The organism is Caproiciproducens sp. CPB-2 (assembly GCF_036287215.1).
GTDB lineage: Bacteria > Bacillota > Clostridia > Oscillospirales > Acutalibacteraceae > Caproiciproducens.
Window position 1 is genome coordinate 1,087,616 of record NZ_CP142860.1, and the last position, 21,062, is coordinate 1,108,677.

Annotated in this window: 16 protein-coding genes and 1 pseudogene; 9 read left to right on the plus strand and 8 right to left on the minus strand. The window is 52.1% G+C overall.

Features of this window, described 5'->3' with window-relative positions:
- Positions 1-138: 138 nt before the first annotated feature.
- From VXK30_RS05380 to gpmA, 5 genes are all read left to right on the plus strand, one after another.
- On the plus strand, positions 139-984 hold the full coding sequence (locus tag VXK30_RS05380) for an Mrp/NBP35 family ATP-binding protein (protein WP_275712780.1): 846 nt from the start codon (positions 139-141) through the stop codon (positions 982-984).
- 327 nt (positions 985-1,311) lie between these two features.
- Positions 1,312-1,779, plus strand: coding sequence for a MarR family winged helix-turn-helix transcriptional regulator (locus VXK30_RS05385; RefSeq protein WP_275712778.1), 468 nt, complete (start codon positions 1,312-1,314; stop codon positions 1,777-1,779).
- A 6-nt stretch (positions 1,780-1,785) separates the two neighbouring features.
- Entirely contained in the window at positions 1,786-4,029 is a 2,244-nt protein-coding gene (locus tag VXK30_RS05390) for an ABC transporter ATP-binding protein (RefSeq protein WP_275712776.1), read from the plus strand.
- On the plus strand, positions 4,026-5,918 hold the full coding sequence (locus VXK30_RS05395) for an ABC transporter ATP-binding protein (protein WP_442867940.1): 1,893 nt from the start codon (positions 4,026-4,028) through the stop codon (positions 5,916-5,918). The genes VXK30_RS05390 and VXK30_RS05395 overlap by 4 nt, the downstream gene beginning before the upstream one ends.
- Before the next feature lie 125 nt (positions 5,919-6,043).
- On the plus strand, positions 6,044-6,796 hold the full coding sequence (gene gpmA, locus VXK30_RS05400; RefSeq protein ID WP_275712774.1) for a 2,3-diphosphoglycerate-dependent phosphoglycerate mutase: 753 nt from the start codon (positions 6,044-6,046) through the stop codon (positions 6,794-6,796).
- Positions 6,797-6,873: 77 nt separating this feature from the next.
- Here the strand turns inward: gpmA and sufU are convergent, their stop codons facing one another.
- The 7 genes and pseudogenes from sufU to VXK30_RS05435 form a co-directional block, all read right to left on the minus strand.
- A complete protein-coding gene (gene sufU, locus VXK30_RS05405; protein WP_275712772.1) occupies positions 6,874-7,317 on the minus strand; it encodes a Fe-S cluster assembly sulfur transfer protein SufU in 444 nt (147 codons plus the stop codon).
- A pseudogene (locus VXK30_RS05410) lies at positions 7,307-8,534 on the minus strand (cysteine desulfurase). The gene sufU and the pseudogene VXK30_RS05410 overlap by 11 nt, the downstream one beginning before the upstream one ends.
- Positions 8,515-9,612, minus strand: a complete 1,098-nt coding sequence (locus VXK30_RS05415) for a SufB/SufD family protein (protein WP_275712770.1) — start codon at positions 9,610-9,612, stop codon at positions 8,515-8,517. Before VXK30_RS05415 ends, VXK30_RS05410 begins: the two are co-directional and overlap by 20 nt.
- Before the next feature lie 22 nt (positions 9,613-9,634).
- Positions 9,635-11,056 carry a Fe-S cluster assembly protein SufB gene (sufB, locus tag VXK30_RS05420; protein WP_275712769.1) on the minus strand — a complete coding sequence of 474 codons (1,422 nt, stop codon included), beginning with the start codon at positions 11,054-11,056 and terminating at the stop codon, positions 9,635-9,637.
- Between the two features lie 17 nt (positions 11,057-11,073).
- Positions 11,074-11,814 carry a Fe-S cluster assembly ATPase SufC gene (gene sufC, locus VXK30_RS05425; protein WP_329494547.1) on the minus strand — a complete coding sequence of 247 codons (741 nt, stop codon included), beginning with the start codon at positions 11,812-11,814 and terminating at the stop codon, positions 11,074-11,076.
- Between the two features lie 148 nt (positions 11,815-11,962).
- Entirely contained in the window at positions 11,963-13,441 is a 1,479-nt protein-coding gene (locus tag VXK30_RS05430; protein ID WP_275712767.1) for an Lsa family ABC-F type ribosomal protection protein, read from the minus strand.
- A 653-nt stretch (positions 13,442-14,094) separates the two neighbouring features.
- Positions 14,095-15,669 carry a recombinase family protein gene (locus tag VXK30_RS05435; RefSeq protein WP_275712765.1) on the minus strand — a complete coding sequence of 525 codons (1,575 nt, stop codon included), beginning with the start codon at positions 15,667-15,669 and terminating at the stop codon, positions 14,095-14,097.
- A 614-nt stretch (positions 15,670-16,283) separates the two neighbouring features.
- Between VXK30_RS05435 and VXK30_RS05440 the strand changes: the two genes are divergently transcribed.
- Genes VXK30_RS05440 through VXK30_RS05450 form a run of 3 tightly spaced genes read left to right on the plus strand, consistent with a single transcriptional unit; the run spans position 16,284 to position 19,360 of the window.
- Positions 16,284-17,774: a TIGR02677 family protein gene (locus VXK30_RS05440; protein ID WP_275712763.1), complete on the plus strand. Its 1,491-nt coding sequence runs from the start codon at positions 16,284-16,286 to the stop codon at positions 17,772-17,774.
- On the plus strand, positions 17,767-18,930 hold the full coding sequence (locus VXK30_RS05445; RefSeq protein WP_275712761.1) for a TIGR02678 family protein: 1,164 nt from the start codon (positions 17,767-17,769) through the stop codon (positions 18,928-18,930). Before VXK30_RS05440 ends, VXK30_RS05445 begins: the two co-directional genes overlap by 8 nt.
- The gene (locus VXK30_RS05450) at positions 18,908-19,360 is read left to right on the plus strand and encodes a hypothetical protein (RefSeq protein ID WP_275712760.1); all 453 of its coding nucleotides are present in this window, start codon (positions 18,908-18,910) and stop codon (positions 19,358-19,360) included. The genes VXK30_RS05445 and VXK30_RS05450 overlap by 23 nt, the downstream gene beginning before the upstream one ends.
- Before the next feature lie 346 nt (positions 19,361-19,706).
- On the opposite strand, the gene VXK30_RS05455 is transcribed toward VXK30_RS05450, so the two are convergent.
- A complete protein-coding gene (locus tag VXK30_RS05455; protein WP_329494282.1) occupies positions 19,707-19,916 on the minus strand; it encodes a sigma factor-like helix-turn-helix DNA-binding protein in 210 nt (69 codons plus the stop codon).
- Between the two features lie 516 nt (positions 19,917-20,432).
- Here VXK30_RS05455 and VXK30_RS05460 point away from each other — a divergent pair.
- Positions 20,433-21,056 (plus strand): MarR family winged helix-turn-helix transcriptional regulator, encoded by a 624-nt coding sequence (locus tag VXK30_RS05460; RefSeq protein WP_275712759.1) that lies wholly within the window; start codon positions 20,433-20,435, stop codon positions 21,054-21,056.
- The last annotated feature ends 6 nt before the right edge of the window (positions 21,057-21,062 follow it).

Sequence of the window (21,062 nt, forward strand, 5' to 3'; positions counted from 1 at the left end):
CTGCTGTGTCGGCCTGTTTTTTAAATATTTCAGGGATAAAGTTGACAAATTTAGTATATAATTTTACAATATATCTGTTCTATGGATCGGATTCTGCGGCAAGCCGCAGATCGTATTTTGAAATGAAGGATGATTATCATGAGCGAAGAAAATTGTACGCATAACTGCGATTCCTGCGGCGAGGACTGCCCTTCCCGCGCCGCCGGCCCGGCCGATTTTCTGGAAGCCCCAAACGCAATGAGTAAAATCAATAAAGTGATCGGCGTAGTCAGCGGCAAAGGCGGCGTAGGCAAAAGCATGGTGACCTCCATGCTGGCCGTCCTTCTCAACCGCCGCGGCAGCCACACCGCCATCCTCGATGCGGATGTCACCGGCCCCTCCATCCCCAAAGCATTCGGTCTTCACCAAAAGGCTATGGGAAGCGAACTCGGCCTGCTTCCGGTCAAAAGCAAGACCGGTATCGACGTTATGTCCGTCAATCTTTTGCTGGATGAGGAAACGGCTCCGGTCGTCTGGCGCGGCCCGATCATCGCAAATACCGTCAAGCAGTTCTGGACGGACGTGATCTGGACGGACGTGGACTACATGTTTGTCGATATGCCTCCGGGGACCGGCGACGTGCCGCTGACCGTGTTCCAGTCCATTCCGCTGGACGGCATCATCATTGTCACCTCCCCGCAGGAGCTTGTTTCCATGATTGTGGCCAAAGCGGTGAACATGGCGAAAATGATGAATGTGCCGATTGTCGGTATTGTGGAAAATATGAGCTATGTCAAGTGCCCGGACTGCGGCAGGATCATCAAGCCCTTCGGCGAGAGCCATGTGGAAGAGATCGCCGCAAAATTCGGTCTGAAGGTCCTGGGCAAGTGCCCGCTTGACCCCGAGGTTGCAAAAAACTGCGATTCCGGTTTGGTCGAGCTGATCAACGCGCAGTGGCTGGAAGCCGCCGCCGACGCGGTCGAGCAGCAGCCGGCAAAATCTTAATCATCGCATATAAAATCTGCCCTTCTCAACTGATTTTACAGCAGTTGTTCATACAGAGAAATTCGTTTCGTTGCCTCCTCCTGCTTTCGGCGGGGGGAGGCAACGTTCTTTTTCGCCTTTTTTCAAGCTGTTGCCGGTTTTGAGCGGGGCGTTTTTTATGCGTCATAACTTGCCAGAATCCGGTAAATATATGGATAGTCTGTAAACAATGCGTTAAAAGTGAAAAAAGGGTCTTGATTTATGAAAAAGATTGCGTATAATAATGTTTCATGTAGTTAACTATTAAGGTACTTAATATTCGTAAACAGAACAAAGGAGAGGGAATGTATGGACCAGGCGGAAAAGGAGAAACTGATTCAGGCAATGCACAACCTGAAAAGGGCTCATGCGTGGGGACCGTCGATGGAGGGCGTATCCCGGGGCGAGTATTTTACGCTGCATACGATTCGGCGGCTGACACAGGAAGCGGGCGAAAGCAGTCCCGGAGCGAAGGTTACCGACCTGAGTAGGGCGGCGCAAATGAGCAGGCCCGCCGTTTCCCAAATGCTGAACGCCCTTGAAAACAAGCAGCTGGTGGAACGGATCATGGCGAAAAGCGACCGGCGGGTCGTTTATGTGAAATTATCGGAAAAGGGAGCGGAACAGCTTGAAAAGACCCATCGGCAGTTCCATTATTGGTTCGACAGAGTGATGGAAGAGCTGGGGCCGGAGGATACCGCGGAGCTTACCCGGCTTGTCAATAAGCTGCACGGTATTATGGAAAATCTCCGGGCGGACCAGATGAAAGGATTATAACAAAATATGAAGAAACTGGCGAAATACTTAAAGCCTTATACACTCATGATTTTGATATCGATTGCCCTGCTGTTCGGGCAGGCGATGGCGGATTTGAATCTGCCCAATTACATGTCCGAGATCGTCAATATCGGCATTCAGCAAAGCGGCATCGAAGACGCCGCTCCGGAAGCGATCAGCGCCAAAGGGCTTACATTCGTAACCGGATTTATGACGGAGGAGCAGAAAAAGACCGTCGGGGACAGCTACACTCTGATTCCTTCCTCCGGTTCGGGTGACAGCCACGAAGATGCCGTCAGGCGGTATCCGCTGCTGAAAACAGAGGATATCTATGTGCGCGGCAGTGTGGACAGTGCGACCCTTACGCAGCTGGACCGGGCGTTCGGGGAATCAGCCTGGACCTTGATCAACACCATGAAGACCCTTGCGCAGCAGTCCGGCAAAAGCCTGACGGCCTCCGCGGGAGGAAAGACAGATGTTTCGGAAATGGACCTCAGTAAAGTTTACGCACTGGGGCCGGTACTGGAAAAGCTGCCCGCCGGCGTGATTGAGAATGCGCGCGGCGAAGCGCTGAAAAATTCCGAATCCATGCTGCTGCAGAGCGGCACGGCAATGTGCAGAAGCTTTTACCGGGAACTGGGGATGAATATCTCCGGCATCCAGACCGCTTATATCCTCAGAATGGGCCTTCTGATGCTTCTCATCGCGCTGGCGGGCGGCGCGGCGACCGTTATGGTCGGCTATTTCGCCGCAAAGCTCAGCGCCGGGGTGGCGCGCGACCTGCGCCGCGCGGTATTCAGAAAGGTAGAAAGCTTTTCCAACCGCGAGTTCGACGAATTTTCGACGGCCTCTCTGATTACGCGTACCACCAATGATGTCACGCAGGTGCAGATGCTGCTGATGATGGGTGTGCGCATGCTCTGCTACGCCCCCATTATGGGGGTCGGCGGGATTATTATGGCGGTGCACAAATCGGTGTCCATGAGCTGGATCATCGCACTGGCCTGCGTCGTGCTGGTCGGTATGATTGCGGTCGTGTTCAGCGTCGCCCTGCCCAAGTTCAAGATTGTGCAGCAGCTGGTCGACCGGCTCAATCTGGTTTCGCGTGAAAACCTGAACGGCCTGATGGTCATCCGCGCTTTTGGAACACAAAAATTTGAAGAGGAACGGTTTGATATCGCGAACCGCGACCTTACGAAGAATTCGCTGTTCGTCAACCGCATCATGGTGTTCATGATGCCGGTGATGATGCTGATCATGAACGCCTCCACGCTTTTGATTGTATGGGTGGGCGCGCATCAGATCGCGGCTTCCGCCATGCAGGTCGGCGACATGATGGCGTTCATGCAGTACGCGATGCAGATCATCATGAGCTTCCTGATGATTTCCATTATGTTCATTATGGTGCCCCGCGCGGCGGTGTCCGGCAACCGGATTGCCCAGGTGCTCGATGTGGAGCCTTCTATTGAGGACCCGGAGCATCCCGTATCCTTTGACGGGAATCAAACCGGCTATATCGATTTCAAAGACGTCTCCTTCCGGTACAGCGGCGCAAGCGAGGATGTGCTCCAGCATATCACCTTTACCGCCAAACCGGGACAGACGACCGCCTTTATCGGCTCGACGGGCTCGGGCAAAACGACTCTTGTGAACCTCATCCCCCGTTTTTACGACGTGACCGCCGGCGAAGTGCTGGTGAACGGCGTCAATGTAAAGAATGTCTCCCAGAAGGAGCTGAGGGATCAGATCGGCTATGTACCGCAGAAGGGAATCCTTCTGTCCGGCACCATCGATTCCAACCTGCGCTACGGCGACAAAGACGCGGCGGAGGAAGATGTCCGCACCGCGGCGGAAGTTGCCCAGGCAATGGAATTTATCTCCGAAAAACCGGAGGGGTTTCATTCGGAGATCGCGCAGGGCGGCGCAAACGTCTCCGGCGGACAGAAGCAGCGCCTTTCCATTGCGCGCGCACTGGTAAAAAAACCGCCTGTCTATATTTTTGACGACAGCTTTTCCGCACTCGATTATAAAACCGACGCGGCTCTGCGCTCTGCGCTGAAAAGGCACACGGGCGAGAGCACCGTCCTGATTGTGGCGCAGCGTGTCAGCACGATTATGAGCGCCGAGCAGATCATTGTACTGGACGAAGGGAAAATCGTAGGAATCGGTACGCATAAGGAGCTTTTAAAGTCCTGTCCGACTTATTATGAAATTGCGTCGTCACAGCTTTCAAAGGAGGAACTGGCATGAGTAAAACAACCTCCCAGCCGCGTAAGGCGATTCCGGGCCGCGGTCCTCACGGAATGATGATGCATGGGGAAAAAGCCAAAGACTTTAAGGGAACGTTCAAAAAACTGGTCCGCTACATGGGCAAATATAAATTTTCGCTGATTACCGTCCTCGTTTTCGCCGTGGCGTCCACCGTGTTTTCCATTGTGGGCCCGAAGATTCTGGGCAGCGCGACCAACGCGCTTTTTACCGGCATCATGAGCCAGATCACCGGTGCGGGGACCGGCATCGACTTCGGTTACATCGCGGGCATTATGCTGTGGCTGGTCGGCCTGTACCTGGTCAGCGCCCTGTTCTCCTATATCCAGAGTTACATTATGACCGGCATATCCATGAAGGTAACCTATCAGCTTCGGCGTGAAATCGCCGCCAAAATCCAGAAGCTGCCGTTTCAGTATTACGACACGACCAGCAACGGCGAAGTGCTTTCGCACATCACGAACGACGTCGACGCCATCAGCCAGAGCCTGAACCAGAGCGTCACGCAGATTATCACCTCTGTCACCACCATCATCGGGATCCTGATGATGATGCTGTCCATCAGCTGGCGGATGACGCTGGTTGCGCTCTGCATTATTCCCGCTTCCATGACCTTCATTCTGACCATTATCAAAAAATCACAGAAGCATTTTATGGTCCAGCAGACTTACCTTGGACATGTCAACGGCCATATTGAGGAAATGTACGCCAGTCATGTTGTGGTCAAAGCCTTTAACGGCGAGGCCGAGTCGACCAGAACCTTTGAGGATTACAACGATACGCTGTATTCCTCCGCGTGGAAAAGCCAGTTTATGTCCGGCATGATGATGCCCGTCATGAGCTTCATCGGCAATCTGGGCTATGTTGCGGTCTGCATTTTAGGCGGATATCTTGCCGCTAACGGCAGGATTTCCGTCGGCGATATTCAGGCGTTCATTCAGTACGTCCGCCAGTTTACGCAGCCGATGACGCAGGTTGCCAATATTTCCAACGTCCTGCAGCAGACCGCGGCCGCGGCGGAGCGTGTGTTCACGTTTCTGGAGCAGCCGGAGGAGGTGCCGGAAAGCAGCTTCCCGATCAGCGTCAACACCGGCAACGGTCCGGATACGGAGCTGAACGTACACATTCAGGGAAGCGTTCAGTTCGCGCACGTCCACTTCGGGTATCATCCGGATAAGATCATCATCAACGATTTCTCGGCGGATATCCAGCCGGGGCGGAAGGTCGCCATAGTCGGCCCGACGGGCGCCGGAAAAACCACGATGGTCAAACTCCTGATGCGTTTCTACGACGTGAACGAGGGCGCGATTCTGGTTGACGGCTACGATATCCGCGATTTCAAACGCAACGACCTGCGCTCCCTGTTCGGCATGGTCCTGCAGGATACCTGGCTTTACAACGCCAGCATTGCGGACAATATCCGTTACGGCAGGCTGGACGCCACGGACGAGGAAGTCATCGCCGCCGCAAAGGCCGCTCAGGTGGACCATTTTGTACGGACGCTGCCGGACGGCTACAACATGATTCTCAACGAAGATACCAGCAATGTGTCCCAGGGCCAGAAGCAGCTTCTGACCATCGCCCGCGTGATCCTCGCCGACCCCCAGATCCTGATTCTGGATGAGGCGACCAGCAGCGTGGACACCCGTACCGAGCTTCTGATCCAGAAAGCGATGGATCATCTGATGAAGGGCCGTACCAGCTTTGTCATCGCCCACCGCCTTTCCACCATCCGCGACGCCGATACGATTCTGGTCATGAAGGACGGCGATATTGTGGAGCAGGGAAACCACGAGGAATTGCTCGGCAGAAACGGATTTTACGCAAACCTGTACAACAGCCAGTTCGTCAGGCCGGAAGAGCTTGCGTAATTTGTCACGGCCCGCCGGATTGCTGTTGATTTTTGGGAAAAGATATTGTATACTAAAATAGTAGACAATAAATATACCGTCCGCCAACGGTTCAGGGAATACCGGACGGCTAAGGAGGACATAAAATGAAACTGGTTTTGGTCCGGCACGGGGAAAGCGAGTGGAATCAGAAAAATCTTTTTACGGGCTGGGCGGATGTCGGCCTTTCGGAAAACGGCAGGCGCGAGGCGGCGGAAGCCGGCGTTCTGCTGAAACAGGAGGGCTATGATTTTGACATATGCTATACTTCCTATTTAAAAAGGGCGATTCAGACTTTGAATCTGACGCTTGGGCAGCTTGACCGCGAATGGCTGCCGGTTGTAAAATCGTGGAAGCTCAACGAGCGGCATTACGGAGCGCTGCAGGGGCTGAACAAAGCGGAGACCGCCCAAAAGTACGGGGAGGACCAGGTGAAAATCTGGAGGCGTTCCTTCGACGTCCGGCCGCCGGCGCTCGCGGAGGACGATACGCGCAATCCGAAATTCGACCCGGCGTACAGAAACGAAATCAAACAGGAGCTTCCCCTCTGCGAAAGCCTGAAGGACACCATAGACAGGGTGCTTCCCTATTTTGAGGCTGCGGTCAAAAAGGATATGCGGGACGGTAAAAGGGTCCTGATCGCCGCGCACGGCAACTCCATCCGCGCGCTGGTCAAGCATTTTGACGGGCTGACCAAAGAAGAAATCATGGAAGTGAACATCCCGACGGGTGTCCCGCTCGTCTATGAGTTCGACAATGGGTTCCATGTCCTGCGCAAATACTATCTGGGCGATCAGGCCCTGCTGAAAGCCAAAATGGAGCGCGTGGCGAATCAGGGGAAATCTTCCCCTGTCAAATAAGTTCCAATCTTTTCCTGTAAAAAAAGACGCCTGTCCGGTTTTGTGCCGGGCGGGCGTTTTTCAGTCGTTCTATTCATTTATGCCTGTTTTTCCTTGTCTTTTTCCACGGCGTTCTCCAGCGTGTGCCAGCCCAGGACCGCGCATTTTACTCTCGCGGGCATGTGGGAAATATCACGGAAGGCGATCGCCTCGTCCAGCGCTTCCAACTGCTTTTCATCCGTGATTTCATTTTTGATCATCCCCAGAAACGTTTTGGCAAGCTTTAACGCTTCGTCGGCGGGCTCGCCCTTGATCAGGTCGATCATGATGGAGGCGGACGCCTGTGAGATCGCGCAGCCGACCCCGGTGAACGCGGCGTCCTCAATGATATTGTCCCTGATTCGCAGCTCCAGTTCAATTTCGTCGCCGCAGCTGGGATTGACTCCTTTCAGCACCGTTGTGGGGTTTTCAATATGGTGCTTGTTGCGGCTGGAATTGTTGTGTTCCGTAAGAATCTGTGTATAAAGCTCTTTAAGCTCCATAACCGAGCCACCCCCTGACCTTTTTCAGGCTTTCGAGAAAAATGTCGATATCCTCTTTCGTATTGTAGAAGTACAGGCTCAGCCTGCACGCGGCGTTGATGCCCAGGTACCGCATCAGCGGCTGGGCGCAGTGGTGGCCCGCACGGATTGCCACGCCGTCCTCATTCAGGATCGTGGCCACGTCGTGCGGATGCACCCCGTCCACGTTGAAGGAGATGACGCCGCAGCGGTCCCGGGTGCCGGACTTGTCTCCGTACACCGTCACATGCGGGATGGCCGCAAGTCCCTGAAGAGCATACGCAAGCAGTTCGGCCTCCGTCTTTTGAATCGTATCGTAACCGACCTTTTGCAGATAGCGGATCGCTTCCGCAAGGCCGACGGCGCCGCCGACGTTCGGGGTTCCGGCCTCGAATTTCTGCGGAAGCTGGGCGAAGGTCGCGTCCTGCTCGTATACATATTCAATCATTTCACCGCCGGTGAGGAAGGGCGGCATCTTTTCCAGAAGGGCCTTTTTGCCGTACAGGACGCCGATTCCCATCGGCGCAAGCATTTTATGACCGGAAAACGCGGCGAAATCCACATCGAGCTCCCCGACGTTCAGGGGGAAAATGGGGAACGCTCTGCGCGCAGTCCAGAACGACGACGGCGCCGGCCCGGTGCGCCGCGTCGATGATTTTCGCGGCCGGATTCACCGTCCCCAGAACATTGGAAACATACGTCACCGCGACCACACGGGTGTTCGGGGTGATCTTTTTTTCAATCTCTTCACCGGTCAGGCGCCCGGACGCGTCGGGATATAGGAAGTTCAATTTGACACCCTTCGCCTTGGCCACCATCTGCCACGGCACCAGATTGCTGTGATGCTCCAGAACGGAGAGGGTCACTTCGTCCCCTTCCTTCAGAAAGGGGAGGCCGTAGCTGTACGCCACAAGATTGAGGGACTCCGTGGCGTTGCGCGTGAAAATGATTTCGCTGTCGTCCCCGGCCCCGATCCATTCGGCGACCGTATGGCGCGCGTTTTCATACGCCTGCGTCGCCTGGACGCTCAGGCTATACAGCCCGCGGTACGGATTGGCGTTCTCGGAACGATAGTATTCCTCGACGGCTTTCAGAACGGAGAGAGGCTTTTGGGTGGTGGCGGCGTTATCCAGATAGACCAGGCGCCTGCCGTTTCCCTTTTTCTGCAGAATGGGAAAATCATTGAGATAAGGATTCAATTTTATTCAGCCTCTTTTCCACATAATCGGATACGGCGCGCCTGAGCGCATCGTCCGGAATTTTTTCGGTTGCCGGACGGAACTGCGCTTCGATCACCAGCTTTTTGGCGACGAGTTCGTCCAGCCCGCGCGACATCAGGTAAAACAGCTTGTTTTCGTCGATCTTTCCGGTCGTCGCGGCATGCTGCCCCTCGACATTTTCTTCCCCGCATAAAATCAGCGGCGCGGTGCGGCTGCGCACCTTCGGGCTGAACAGCAGGCTGTATTCGCTTTCGTGGCCGACCGCCTGCTTTGCGCCTCTCAGAAAGTCGATGGTGCCGCGGAAAATCTTGCTGCTTTCGTCCAGCAGCGCGCCGGAGGCGCTGATTTCACTGTTCGTCTTCGGGCCCGCGTGTTCCGCGACGACGTTCATATCGAGGGAACGGCCCTGATCGCCGAAGTAAATCGTGTTGTAGTCCATCCGGCTGTTTTTTCCGAGCAGGCGGGCTTTGCAGCCCGCGTACGAGCTCTTGGCGCCGAACTCCACCTGTACGATGTCGACCGCGCCGTTTTCCTGTGTCACCGCGCCGATATTGTCGAAATTCACGCAGGTGTCGCCGAGCAGCTGAACCTGCACCAGATGGATGACGGCGTTTTTTCCCGCAAACAGGCGTGTCAGCCCGCTGTGGAAACCGGAAACGCCTTCTTTGGAGAGATAGCTCATGACCACCGTGACCTCGCTTCCCTCCTCCGCCACCAACGTATTCCTGTCTACAATGGCCGGATTGCTTTCATCCATATGGTAGGAAAGGAAAATCGGCTGCTCCGGCCGGGTCCCCGCGGGAACGACGGCGGTGATGCCGCAATTCCAATGGCCCCGGACAAAATCTGCGGCATCCGCCCCCAATGCTGTTTCCAGCTCCGGGACGGGAAGCACGCCGCTGAAAAGTTTTACGCTGTCCGGGACCCGGACAATCTTATTTTCTTTTTTGCAGGGCGCGATTTCCGGTATTTCCGCCGGAACGTCCGTGCCGTTTACGCCAAGCCAGCCCCAGGTGGGAACGGGCAGGCTGTTTATTTTCTGAAAAGTTGTATTCATGGATGCCTCCTTTGCACCGGCGTCAGCCGATGGACCCCTCCATTTCCAGTCTGATCAGGTTGTTCATTTCCACCGCGTATTCCATCGGAAGCTCCTTTGCGATCGGTTCCGCAAAGCCGGTGACGATCATCGCCTTTGCGTCCTCTTCGGACAGCCCCCGGCTCATCAGGTAGAAGATCGCGTCGTCGCTGATGCGCCCGATCTTCGCCTCGTGCCCGATGTCGACATTGTCGTTCTGGATATCCGTCACCGGGATGGTGTCCGAGCGGGAGCGGTCGTCCAGCATCAGGGATTCGCACGAAACGGAGGATTTGCAGTCGTGCGCGTCCGGCAGAATTTTGACGGAGCTGCGGTAGGTGCAGTTCCCGCCGTCCTTGGAAATCGATTTGGTGCTGATATTGGAATAGGTGTAGGGCGCGGCGTGTACGACCTTCATGCCGGTGTCGAGCGACTGTCCCTTTCCGGCGAAGGTGATGCCCGTGAATTCCATGCGGGCTTTTTCACCCTTCAGGATGCTCATCGGGTACAGATAGGATACATGGGAGCCGAACGAGCCGGAAACCCATTCCATGCTGGCGCCTTTTCCGACCAGCGCGCGCTTGGTGTTCAGATTGTACATGTTCTTCGACCAGTTTTCCACGGTCGAGTAACGCAGATGCGCGTTTTCGCCCACGTACAACTCCACACAGCCCGCGTGCAGATTGGCCACGTTGTATTTGGGAGCCGAACAGCCTTCGATAAAATGGAGGCTTGCGCCCGCGCCCACGATAATCAGGGTATGCTCAAACTGCCCCGCGCCCGGCGCGTTCAGCCGGAAGTAGGACTGCAGCGGAATCTCCACATTGACTCCGGGCGGAACATATACGAACGACCCGCCGGACCAGACCGCCCCGTGCAGCGCCACAAATTTGTGGTCCTCGGGCGGAACCAGCTTCATAAAGTGCTTTTTCACCATCGGCCCGTACACCGGGTTGTGGATCGCGCTTTCCATATCGGTGTAAATCACGCCCTGGCGGCTGACTTCCTCGCGCAGGTTGTGATAAACCACCTCGGAATCGTACTGTGCGCCGACGCCGGAAAGATAATCCCGTTCCGCCTTCGGAATGCCGAGCCGTTCAAAGGTGTTTTTGATATCGTCGGGAACCTCCGTCCATTTGGCGCTCATCCCGGTATCCGGGCGGATATAGGTGATGATCTGATCCATATCCAGTCCGTCCAGCGGCGGGCCCCAGGAGGGCATGGGGAGGCGGTTGTAGACCTGAAGGGATTTCAGCCGGAAAAGCCGCATCCACTCCGGGTCGTTTTTCTTGATTGCAATTTCGTTGACGATCTTTGCGGTCAGTCCCTTTTCGACCTGAAAAGAGGCGTTGACCTTGTCTTTCACGTCGTAAATACTGCGGTCGATATCTTCCACATAGGTCTTTCTGACACCTGTATCTCTCAATTCGGTTTCCTCCTCCGTCAGCCCGCGGCGGCCGCGGCGAGCTGCTGAAAGCCGGCTTCGTTGATCTGGCCGATCAGCGAGCGGGGACCGGTTTTCACGATTTTTCCGTCCATCAGGACATGGACGTAATCCACGTTCAGGTATTCGAGAATTTTGGTATTGTGCGTAATCACAAGCAGGGAATTGTCCCTGTTCTTGAATTTCTCCACACCCTGTGAAACAATTTTTACCGCGTCCACGTCCAGCCCCGAATCCGTTTCGTCCAAAATGGCGAGCTTTGGGTTCAGCATCAGCATCTGCAGGATTTCGGACTTTTTCTTTTCGCCGCCGGAGAACCCCACGTTCAGGTAGCGCGAAGCGTATTCCCCGTCCATGCCGAGTTCCTCCATTTTTCCCTTCAGCTCCTTCTGATAGGAAAACAGCTTCACGGGTCTGCCGGTAATTGCCGTGCGTGAAGTCCTCATAAAGTTTTCCAGCGTGACCCCCGGAACCTCTTCCGGATTTTGGAACGATAAAAACAGCCCCGCCTTTGCGCGCTCATTCGTGGGTTCCCGGGTGATATCCTTGCCGTCGAACACGATCGAACCTTCGTCCACACGGTATTGGGGATGTCCCATAACCGTATTGACCAGCGTGGATTTTCCCCCGCCGTTGGGTCCCATCAGCACATGGATTTCCCCTTTGCCTACGGACAGGTTGATCCCTTTTAATATCGCTTTGTCATCTGCGCTGACGCGCAGATTTTTTATTTCCAACAGTGACACCGCATTACACCTCTTTTAAGCTTAATGTATACTAAATTAGTGTACATTATCATTATAACATCATTTTCTTGTTTTACAAGCGAAATAATCCATTAAATTCGGGAGTTTCACACGGCTGACTTTGGTTATATTGTTTCAAAGCTTAAAACAGGATCCGGCGGGTTGCTATGGAGTCGACAAACGAACTGTCGTGTTCCACAAACAGCATGGTCGGCCGGTATTTCAGAAGGAGCTCCTCGATCTGCATACGGGACAGAACGTCGATGAAATTGAGCGGTTCATCCCAAAGATACAGGTGCGCCTGCTCGCACAGGCTTTTCGCGATGAGCACCTTCTTTTTCTGGCCTTCGCTGAAATCCGCCATGTCCTTTTCAAACTGCACCCTCGAAAAGTCCAGCTTGCGCAGGATCGCCTTGAACAGGCTTTCGTCAATATGGCTTTCTTCCGCGTAGTCCTTTAAATTTCCCAGCAAAAGGGAGGTATCCTGGGGAACATAGGAAATGATCAGATTTTTTCCCATCTGCACTCTGCCGGTGAAATTGATTTCTTCCCCGGTCAGCAGTTTGAGGATACTGGATTTTCCGCAGCCGTTTTTGCCGCACAGCGCGATCCGGTCGCCCCGGCTGACCGTAAAGGAAAGATCGTCGAAGACCCTTTTGTCCCCGTAAAGCACGGAGAGGTTTTCAAGTTCGACCAGCCTGTTTTTGGGATATTCCAGCGGCTTGACGGACAGGGTTTCGGCTGTTTCGATATTTTTCAGGAGCTTTTCCTTTTCCTGCGCCGCCTTTTCCCTGCGCGCTTCAATCGCGCCCGCCCGCTTCATCATTTTGGCGGCCTTGTGGCCGATGTAGCCTTTATCCGGCTTCAAGCCGGAATTCAGGCTGCCGATTTTTGTCTTTTCCACTTTATCCGACCATCCGGCGGTTCTTTTCGCGGCGGCGGAAAGCTGGCCGATCTGTTTTTTCAGCTTTGCGTTTTCCTCGGTTTCAAATCGGTCCTGCATTTCCTTGTTATGCAGCCAGGAAGAAAAATTCCCTTTCTGGATTTCTATATTGGTTTTATTGATGGACAGGACGTGATCGATGCAGCGGTCCAGAAACGCACGGTCGTGGGAAATTAGAATAAAGCCCTTTTTTGCGTTCAGATAATCGCCGACGATTTTGCGGGCCTCCATGTCCAGATGGTTGGTCGGCTCGTCAATCAGCAGAAAATGATGGTCGTTCAGAAACAGCGCGGCAAGCAGAACCTTGGTCTGCTCCCCGCTGCTCAGTGTCTCGAAGGGGCGGTGCAGGACGTCCTGCGAAACGTCCAGCAGGGACAGCTCCCGGTTCAGCTGCCAGAGCTCCGCCTGAGGACAGATGCTGTTGACCACGTCAAGCGTGTCCTGTGTTTTGTCCGGAACGTCGAAGGGGAAATAATCGAACGGTACGGAAGACGAGATCGTTCCGGCATACTCGTGTTTTCCCATCAGAAGATTCAGAAACGTGGTTTTTCCCCGTCCGTTCCGGCCCGTAAATCCAAGCTTCCAGTCGGTGTCGATCTGGAAGGAGACGTTTTCAAATATGGGATCATAGCTTCCGTCATAGCAGAAGGTCAGGTTGCTGATCTGAATCAGCGACATAAGCATACACCTCCGATAAAAAATAAAAGGTCTGCAGGAAAGTCAATTCCTGCAGACCGAAAATACAGCCACTCCACGCACAAAGGCATGGAGATGTTCTGAACTTTATTCCGAATTCCGGGGTACGAGATTTGCAACTTTCCTGCTTACGCACAGCAAAATAAACAGCCCAAACACTGCTTCTTTTGGAGTACACTATTCAATTCATAGTCAGCAAGAAAAATTGCGCATCTTTTCAACTCCAATTCTTATTTTTATCGCTCTTACTATATCATGCCGGTTTTGCCGTGTCAAGTCAACAGGCAAAACCGGAACGGGGGATGTTCAGACAAACGGATAATACTTCAGGCAGTCGGTAAGTCGCGCAACCGCAAATTGTAAAACAATTTTGCTTACTGCGTTGGCAAATTACGGTCACATACAACCAGTATGCTCCCTTATTTGCGGTGCTTGCCAACCCTTTTGCCGCTTCGCGGCATTTCCCCTGATAGGGGAATCATGTCTTGCGCGATTTCTCGGCACCTGACAGTTTTTCGGAACTCTCAATATTTATGTATCAGCCAGACTATTTTGTAAAGCGCTTATACAAAGCGCCGAGCGACTTTTTCTCAATACGGGATACTGTTCGTATCGCCTATTGTAAGCGATTGGCTCTAAGAAAAGGCTTCCAGCTGACGAAAGCGAAAATGAATGATAATATGTTTGTCCTCGGTCAGTTCGACCCGCTCGATCAGGCTGACGAGCACCTCCCGGTTTGACCACGCGCCGTCGACAAAACGGTTCACCAGTTCGCGGGCCAGTTTCTTCTGCTTTTCCGGCTCATACGTGGGTGCCTCCAGACCGGACAGTTTCTGTTCCAACGCTGCCCGTTCCTGCTTGGCTCTCTGATAAATGCGTTCAAAGTCCTGCTCCTCCAGAATTCCGGACAGGCGATCCATATACATACGGTCAAGGTGCGCTGTCAGGCTCTCAATTTTTGCCTTGAGTGCCGCGGCCTCCTGCTCTTGACTGTTCGCCTGATTGGCTTCTTCTACTGCCTTTTCCGCCGTAGGAAGGAGCTCTTCAGTCCGCACATAGTTCTCGCAGACCTCCCGTACCTTTTCGATAACAGCTTGTGTGACAGTCTGTTCCTTGATGGAATGGCAGGTGCAAACATTGGCCTTCGTGAAGCGCTGGTAGGTGCGGCAAACAAAGTAAAGGCAGTCTTCGCCTCTTACGTTTGGACGGTTGATGACGGCCAGCGGATAACCGCATTCGTGGCAGTAGATGAGTCCCTTGAGCAAAAAATCGTAGGTCCGTGAACGGGTGGTCTTACGGCTTCCCAACAGCTGCTGCACCTTATCAAAGGGTTCCCGGTCGATCAAAGGCTCGTGAGTGCCCTCTACCACAATCCAGTTCTCCCGCGGCTGACGGACGCATTTCTTCGACTTGTAGTTGATCTTCTTGGATCGCCCCTGCACCATGTTACCAATATACGTCTCATTTTGGAGCATGTCGGAAATTCGCTCGCTGCTCCACATTCCGGCGTATGGTCCGGTACGCCCTTGACTCAGTCCGGCATAAGTTGCCGGCGTCGGCACTTTTTCCACATTGAGCCGGGCTGCAATTTGGCGGCAGGACAGCCCCTCCAGCGCCATGCCGAAGATGCGCCGCACCATGGGTGCCGCCTCTTCATCAATAACAATTTTATTCTTTTCCTCCGCCATTTTGTAACCGTAAAGCGGTTTCCCTCCGATAAAGAGTCCTTTGCGCTGTTTGTCATGCTTGACGCTCTTGATCTTTTTGGAGATGTCCTTGGCGTACATGTCGTTCATGATGGCGCGAAAAGGTGTGATGTCGTTTGCCGTGCTCTCAATTCCGGTGTCGATTCCATCAAGCAGGGAGATGTAGCGGACCCGGTTTTCCGGAAAATACCGCTCCATGTAATGGCCGGTCATGATATAATCGCGGCCTAGACGGGACAGGTCCTTGGTAATCACCATATTGACCTTTTTTGCTTCGATATCCGCAATCATACGCTGGAAGGCCGGACGATCGAAGTTTGTTCCGCTCCATCCGTCATCGATATAGGTATCAAACACGCACAGTTTGTGCTCTTTCGCAAAAGCGGTAAGAAGGGACAGCTGATTGGTTACGCTTTCGGATTGTCCTTCGCTTTCATCCTCCTTTGAAAGTCTGATGTACAGTCCCACATGATAGTCCATCGGGTTGCTTATTTCCAGGTACATGTCATACCTCCGAAAATAAGCGACCATTCATCATGGACATTATAGGCGGGCCGCTTTTGAGAAAGCAAGTCTGAAATTGTTATTTTTAAGCTCTCTTTCGAGAAAAAAGCGGAACGATTGGAACAGCAAAATCCGAAAGTCGTCCCCGTCCTGCGTATAACGGCAATCCACAGATATGTTATGGGCGCTCATGTCAAACACCTCCTCCAGAACTATGTTTTATAGATATGCGCGGGCGGAAATTTTTCTGCGTGTCCATAAAAGAAAAAGCACCGGACGTTGTGAATCCAAGTGCTTTTTAATAGCTGATATCACTTATTTAATTTGGTACCGTGTAAACGCTTTTTTTAATGTGCGGTTGCGCATGGGGCCAAGCTTACACAAATATGAATAAAAATTTAAGGCAGCTGGTATGTGGGAACGTGCTCGTTTGTTTTGCCTGCCGTTTGAATTGACAGTTTTTTCTTCCTGCTGTACAATTTAAGAAGAAAAATGTCGGAATATCAGAGAGCGTAAAAGACTCTGCTTGATTGCAGAGTTTTACTATAGGTTTAGAGAAAAGCATACCTCATTCTGCCCCATTCCAATGGTGAATCAGAAAGGTGGGATTCGAAGTGGCATTTCAGGCCGCACTTTTGGAGAGTATTTCTCAGACAAAGTATTTGTCTGCCGATAACTATATCCAATACAGGGCCATCATGCGCATATTCTATTTGGAATATCAAAAAATGCATTATCAGCTGGACAAGGAAACGATCTTGGTTCAGCTTCATGAAGACACCATTTTCGCCCAATATTCACCGGAACAGTTGACGGTGGATCTGGATCAGCTGGTCAATTGGAAAAATCTAACCCCAATTCAGGATCCGCATAAAGTCTATACGGTAGCCGATTTTAAGAACAGGCAATTTCAGTATATGATGTCCCAGATAGCCTTGGAAATCGAGCGGATGACCATTACCCTGGAGAACCTCCATACCCGGACAGCGGGTCTGTCTTTCAGTGCATTCCGGCGAATCCATGATGCGCTAAGTACGGCAACTCGTTTGGATGAATTGTCTCAAAAAGAAATCGCCGCATGGTGGCAGGATCTTCAGGAAGATTTTAGCCGTCTGAGTCAAAACCATCAGGATTATTTGCGGGAATTTTATGGACCCACTGCTGAAAAAAGCATGAAGTCCACCTCCTTCATCACTCACAAGCAACGCTTGATTCGCTATTTGGAAGAGTTTATTCAGGATTTGCAGAGCAGCTCTGCCCAGATAGCGGCCCAGCTGGAAGCTATTCCGCCAGAACAGGCAGAGCATATTGTGAGGCTTGTGCATCAAAGCCAATTGGATCTGCCACGGCCGCAATCAGAACAAAGCCCCGACTGGAAAACAGATCTTCTAAAACAGGACAAGGGTGTATGGCAGTCTTTGGTTCATTGGTTTGTTGGAGAAAATTCCACTGCCAATCAAGTTATGGAGGTTACGAACGAGATCATCCGCAGGATTGTGCAAAACGCGGCTCTTTTGGTACAGATGCAAAATATGGGCGTCAGCAAAAAAGCGGAAATTCGTCGGCTGCTTTCCCTCTTTGGCCAATGTAAGGATCTTAAAGAAGCACACAGGCTTTCTTCTCAGGTGTTTGGAGCCCAGGAAGTCAGACATTTTTGCGTCAACGCACCGCGCGATACCGAGCGAATTGACATTAGCACCTATGACGAACCTCCGATGGAATATGCTGTTCAACCTCGCGTGCGTACGTACAAGCCCAGGATAGACAAAAGCAGTTTTTCCGACAAATCGGAGGATAAGAAGCTGCAGCGCCAGCTGATTCTTGAAGAACAGCACAGGCTGCGCCGGCTTGTGGAAGGTTATATCAAAGACGGGGTTTTGGATTTCAGCGCGATGAAAACTCCCCTCACACCAGATATCAGAAATATTTTTCTGTCCTGGGTAGCTGCAGCCAATCTCAGTCAGGATCATCGGGGACGAACGGAGTATGGGCAAACTTTCTCATTGAAGCGAAGAGGGGACGGGAACTGCCGACTTCCCTGTACGGATGGGATATTGACGATGCCGGACTATGTCCTGGTTTTTGAGGGTAAAGCGTATGGATGAACTGCGTTCTCTTCTGGATCGGTTTTGGATTATCAAGAGTCAGGACAAACAGCTTTATTTTGATGTGAAACGTGCTCTGCCGCAGTACCGCCGTTTCGTTAATGAGCTTTTGGGCTGGAATCTCATTGTCAATGAATCCGTCATTAAATTGGAAAAGGTGCCGCCCCGGTCGATGCCATGGATGGGGATAGAGAGCTTTACCGACACCATGGATTATTGTTTGCTTTGCGCATTGCTTCTCTATTTGGAGGATCTGGATGACGGAGAGCAGTTTTTGCTTTCGTCTCTGACCGAAGCCATTGAAACCTATATGACCGGGTTCTGCCCAGTGGACTGGACGAAATATGTCCATCGGAAGTCTCTGGTTCGGGTTCTTTTGTATGTGCAGAGCATGGGACTGCTTGTGGTCTATGATGGAAACAGCGAAGGCTTTGGGAACAAGCAGGACCAGGAAGTGCTCTATGAAAACACTGGGCTTTCTCGGCATTTTCCCGTTCACTTTGGCCGGGACATCTCGGATTGCCTGACCGTTGAAGATTTCGAGGCTTTTTCTTGGGGTGAGGACGGCGAACGGGGGCGGCAGCGGATTAACCGCGTCTATCGCCAGCTGACCTTGGCTCCCGCGCTTTACTGGTCGGAGGGGGATCGGGCTGATTACGAGTATGTCAAAAATCAGCGGCAGTGGCTGGAGAAAAATCTGGACAATGCTCTGGGTGGAGAATTGCATATCCACAAAAACGGGGTCTTTTTTGTGTTCAATGAAGATTCTCCTTTTGGCGTTTGCCATCCCAGGGATTTAGCCCTTTCAGATGTGGCCCTTCTTTTATGCTCGCTCATCCGTGAACGGGTAACGCGCGGAGAGATTGATCGGCGTGAGGATGATATGATTGTTCTGACGCATCGCGAATTCCGACACCTGGTGAATACATGCAAAGAAAGCAACGGATGCGGCTGGGGCAAGCAGCTTCGCGAGCTTTCTCCAGACAAGCTCTATCAGGAGCTGCTTACATACATGGAAAGTTGGATGCTTGCTGAAGACCATGGTGATTATCTGTTGATTTGTCCCGCGGCCGGTAAGTGGACTGGCAACTTTATAAAAGGTTTCAGCGGGAATCGGAAAGGGGCGCAAGAGGATGGATCGATGGAAAATGCATAGGCTTGGATTCGTGAATTTCTGGCTCTATGACGTAGAAGAATTTGACCTTGAAGATGGGCATATTTTACTGCGCGGCGCCAATGCTTCTGGCAAGTCTATCACAACTCAGAGCTTTATCCCATTTTTGCTGGACGGTAATAAAAGTCCTGAACGGTTGGATCCGTTTGGGTCACGAGACAGGCGAATGGATTTTTACTTGCTGGGAGACGGTGAGCGGGAGGAATCCACTGGCTACCTATACTTGGAATTCAAGAAAAAAGGGTTGGAAGAATATCTTACCATCGGTGTTGGGATGCGGGCACAAAAAGGGAAAAATATTGATTTCTGGGGCTTTTGCCTGTGCGATGGAAGAAGGATCATTCCGTCGCAAGTTCAGCTTTATCAAACTGTTGGTAGCATAAACGGTTTGCCGGTTAAGCAAACGCCATAGGAATTTCACCTCTCCGTGGTTCTCACCGAGCCGTCCCCATTGCTTGAGTCTGTGGCTGGACGGAAGTAGCGTTAGCACTGTCCGTTTCATTGCGAAACAGCCCACCACGGGCTGTTTTATAACCGGGCCTTGCCGCTCGTCGCCTTCGATGCCATCGGTTCGACGGATGTCTGTCACCCATCCGCAGGTAGTCTTGGCGCGCCCGTTATTGTCGCTGCCGCTCATCACGGCCGGACAGATCATGTATTTATGCTGCCGGATATGAAATTTTCAAGGAGCAACGAGGGAATAGAAAAACCCCCTCACTTATTTCCACGTTGAGCGAGGGGGTTGAGCGGAAATTTTTTTACTTTTCCATAAATTTTTTCAATTTCTCCAGGATTCTTATCTTCCGGCCGTGAATGGATCGCTGCGGAACGCCGATTTCTCTGGACACCTGCCGCTCACTTTTGCCTTTGAAAAACAGAGCAGAGATCAACTCCTGTTCCTCCGTGCTGAGATGCTTGAGGTGGGTCAGCATTTTTTCGATCATCACAGCCTTAATTGCCTTTGTCATTCATGGAAAAACTCCTTTCTATTTGTTATAATTTAGTTTGTTTAGCAGGAGAAATTAACAAGAAATTGATATGTTATCAATATTGACAGTTAGGTCAGTTTACAAGGAACTACACACAAACCGCAAAATGGACTGCTGAAAACAAAGCGGCGATATGCTCCCGGAGAGGGTGACATATCGCCGCTTTGTTGTTGGTGATTCCAAGGGTGATTGCCCCTTGGACCACGACTTTTCGAAGCAAAGTTGTGCTATACGCTCTGTCAGCGTCGCCGCTTCAGTGCTCATTACCGTCGTGGAAAACAAGGGTATTTGAAGCGACAGGAAAACGAACAGGGCATAGATGGAGACTCCCGTCTTTTGTTCAACCTCAACCTCGGCCAACTTGGCCTGAAATTCAATCGGACAATAAGAAACATTCAATCCAGCAAAAAATTAGATAGGTACCTTGACATATCCGGCGAATCGTGTATAATGTGTTATAGATAGGTACCTAACCATAATAAGAGGAGAATCATAATGGACGATAACAATAGCAAACAGAAGGATGAATGTTTCATCATTTCCCCAGATGAACTACTGTTTATTCTGAGCCAGTTCATCAGGCTGTACCAGAAAAAAATGTACCGTGCAAGGCTTCCTTATGTGCCTTATCGGGGCCAGAACCGGGTGTTGCACATCATCGCGGATAATGATGGCCTGAACCAGAAGGAGCTTGCAGAGCTTCTTGACATCCGTTCCGCATCCATGTCCGAGCTTTTGAACAAGCTTGAGAAATCAAATCTGATCACACGGGAAAAGGATGAGATGGATAAACGGGTCACACGGGTCTTTTTATCGACCGCAGGGCGCGAACTTGTAAATGGTTCACAAGATCAGGGAAATTTTGCGGAAATGCTTTTTGAAGGATTGTCTGACGAAGAAAAATACACATTTTACACCATCTTGAAGAAGCTTTGCGCCATATTTGAAGCGCAGGCGTTGCTTGTGGGTGAAGATGATGACGAATCCCTGCCCCCGCATTTAAGGGGAGATCACATGCCGCCTCCACCGCCGGAAGAAGGGCCTGTTCCTCCTCATTTACGGAGAGACCCGCCCGGTCCGCCGAAAAATGGGCCGCTTCCGCCTCATCTGAGAAGATAACCAATT

Coding starts and splice junctions, on each gene's coding strand:
- VXK30_RS05450 (WP_275712760.1), top strand. CDS start 18,908: ATGGATCGATGGAAAATGCATAGGCTTGGATTCGTGAATTTCTGGCTC.
- gpmA (WP_275712774.1), top strand. CDS start 6,044: ATGAAACTGGTTTTGGTCCGGCACGGGGAAAGCGAGTGGAATCAGAAA.
- VXK30_RS05430 (WP_275712767.1), bottom strand. CDS start 13,441: ATGTCGCTGATTCAGATCAGCAACCTGACCTTCTGCTATGACGGAAGC.
- VXK30_RS05390 (WP_275712776.1), top strand. CDS start 1,786: ATGAAGAAACTGGCGAAATACTTAAAGCCTTATACACTCATGATTTTG.
- VXK30_RS05435 (WP_275712765.1), bottom strand. CDS start 15,669: ATGTACCTGGAAATAAGCAACCCGATGGACTATCATGTGGGACTGTAC.
- VXK30_RS05380 (WP_275712780.1), top strand. CDS start 139: ATGAGCGAAGAAAATTGTACGCATAACTGCGATTCCTGCGGCGAGGAC.
- VXK30_RS05395 (WP_442867940.1), top strand. CDS start 4,026: ATGAGTAAAACAACCTCCCAGCCGCGTAAGGCGATTCCGGGCCGCGGT.
- VXK30_RS05445 (WP_275712761.1), top strand. CDS start 17,767: ATGGATGAACTGCGTTCTCTTCTGGATCGGTTTTGGATTATCAAGAGT.
- VXK30_RS05415 (WP_275712770.1), bottom strand. CDS start 9,612: ATGAATACAACTTTTCAGAAAATAAACAGCCTGCCCGTTCCCACCTGG.
- VXK30_RS05455 (WP_329494282.1), bottom strand. CDS start 19,916: ATGACAAAGGCAATTAAGGCTGTGATGATCGAAAAAATGCTGACCCAC.
- VXK30_RS05385 (WP_275712778.1), top strand. CDS start 1,312: ATGGACCAGGCGGAAAAGGAGAAACTGATTCAGGCAATGCACAACCTG.
- VXK30_RS05460 (WP_275712759.1), top strand. CDS start 20,433: ATGGACGATAACAATAGCAAACAGAAGGATGAATGTTTCATCATTTCC.
- sufU (WP_275712772.1), bottom strand. CDS start 7,317: ATGGAGCTTAAAGAGCTTTATACACAGATTCTTACGGAACACAACAAT.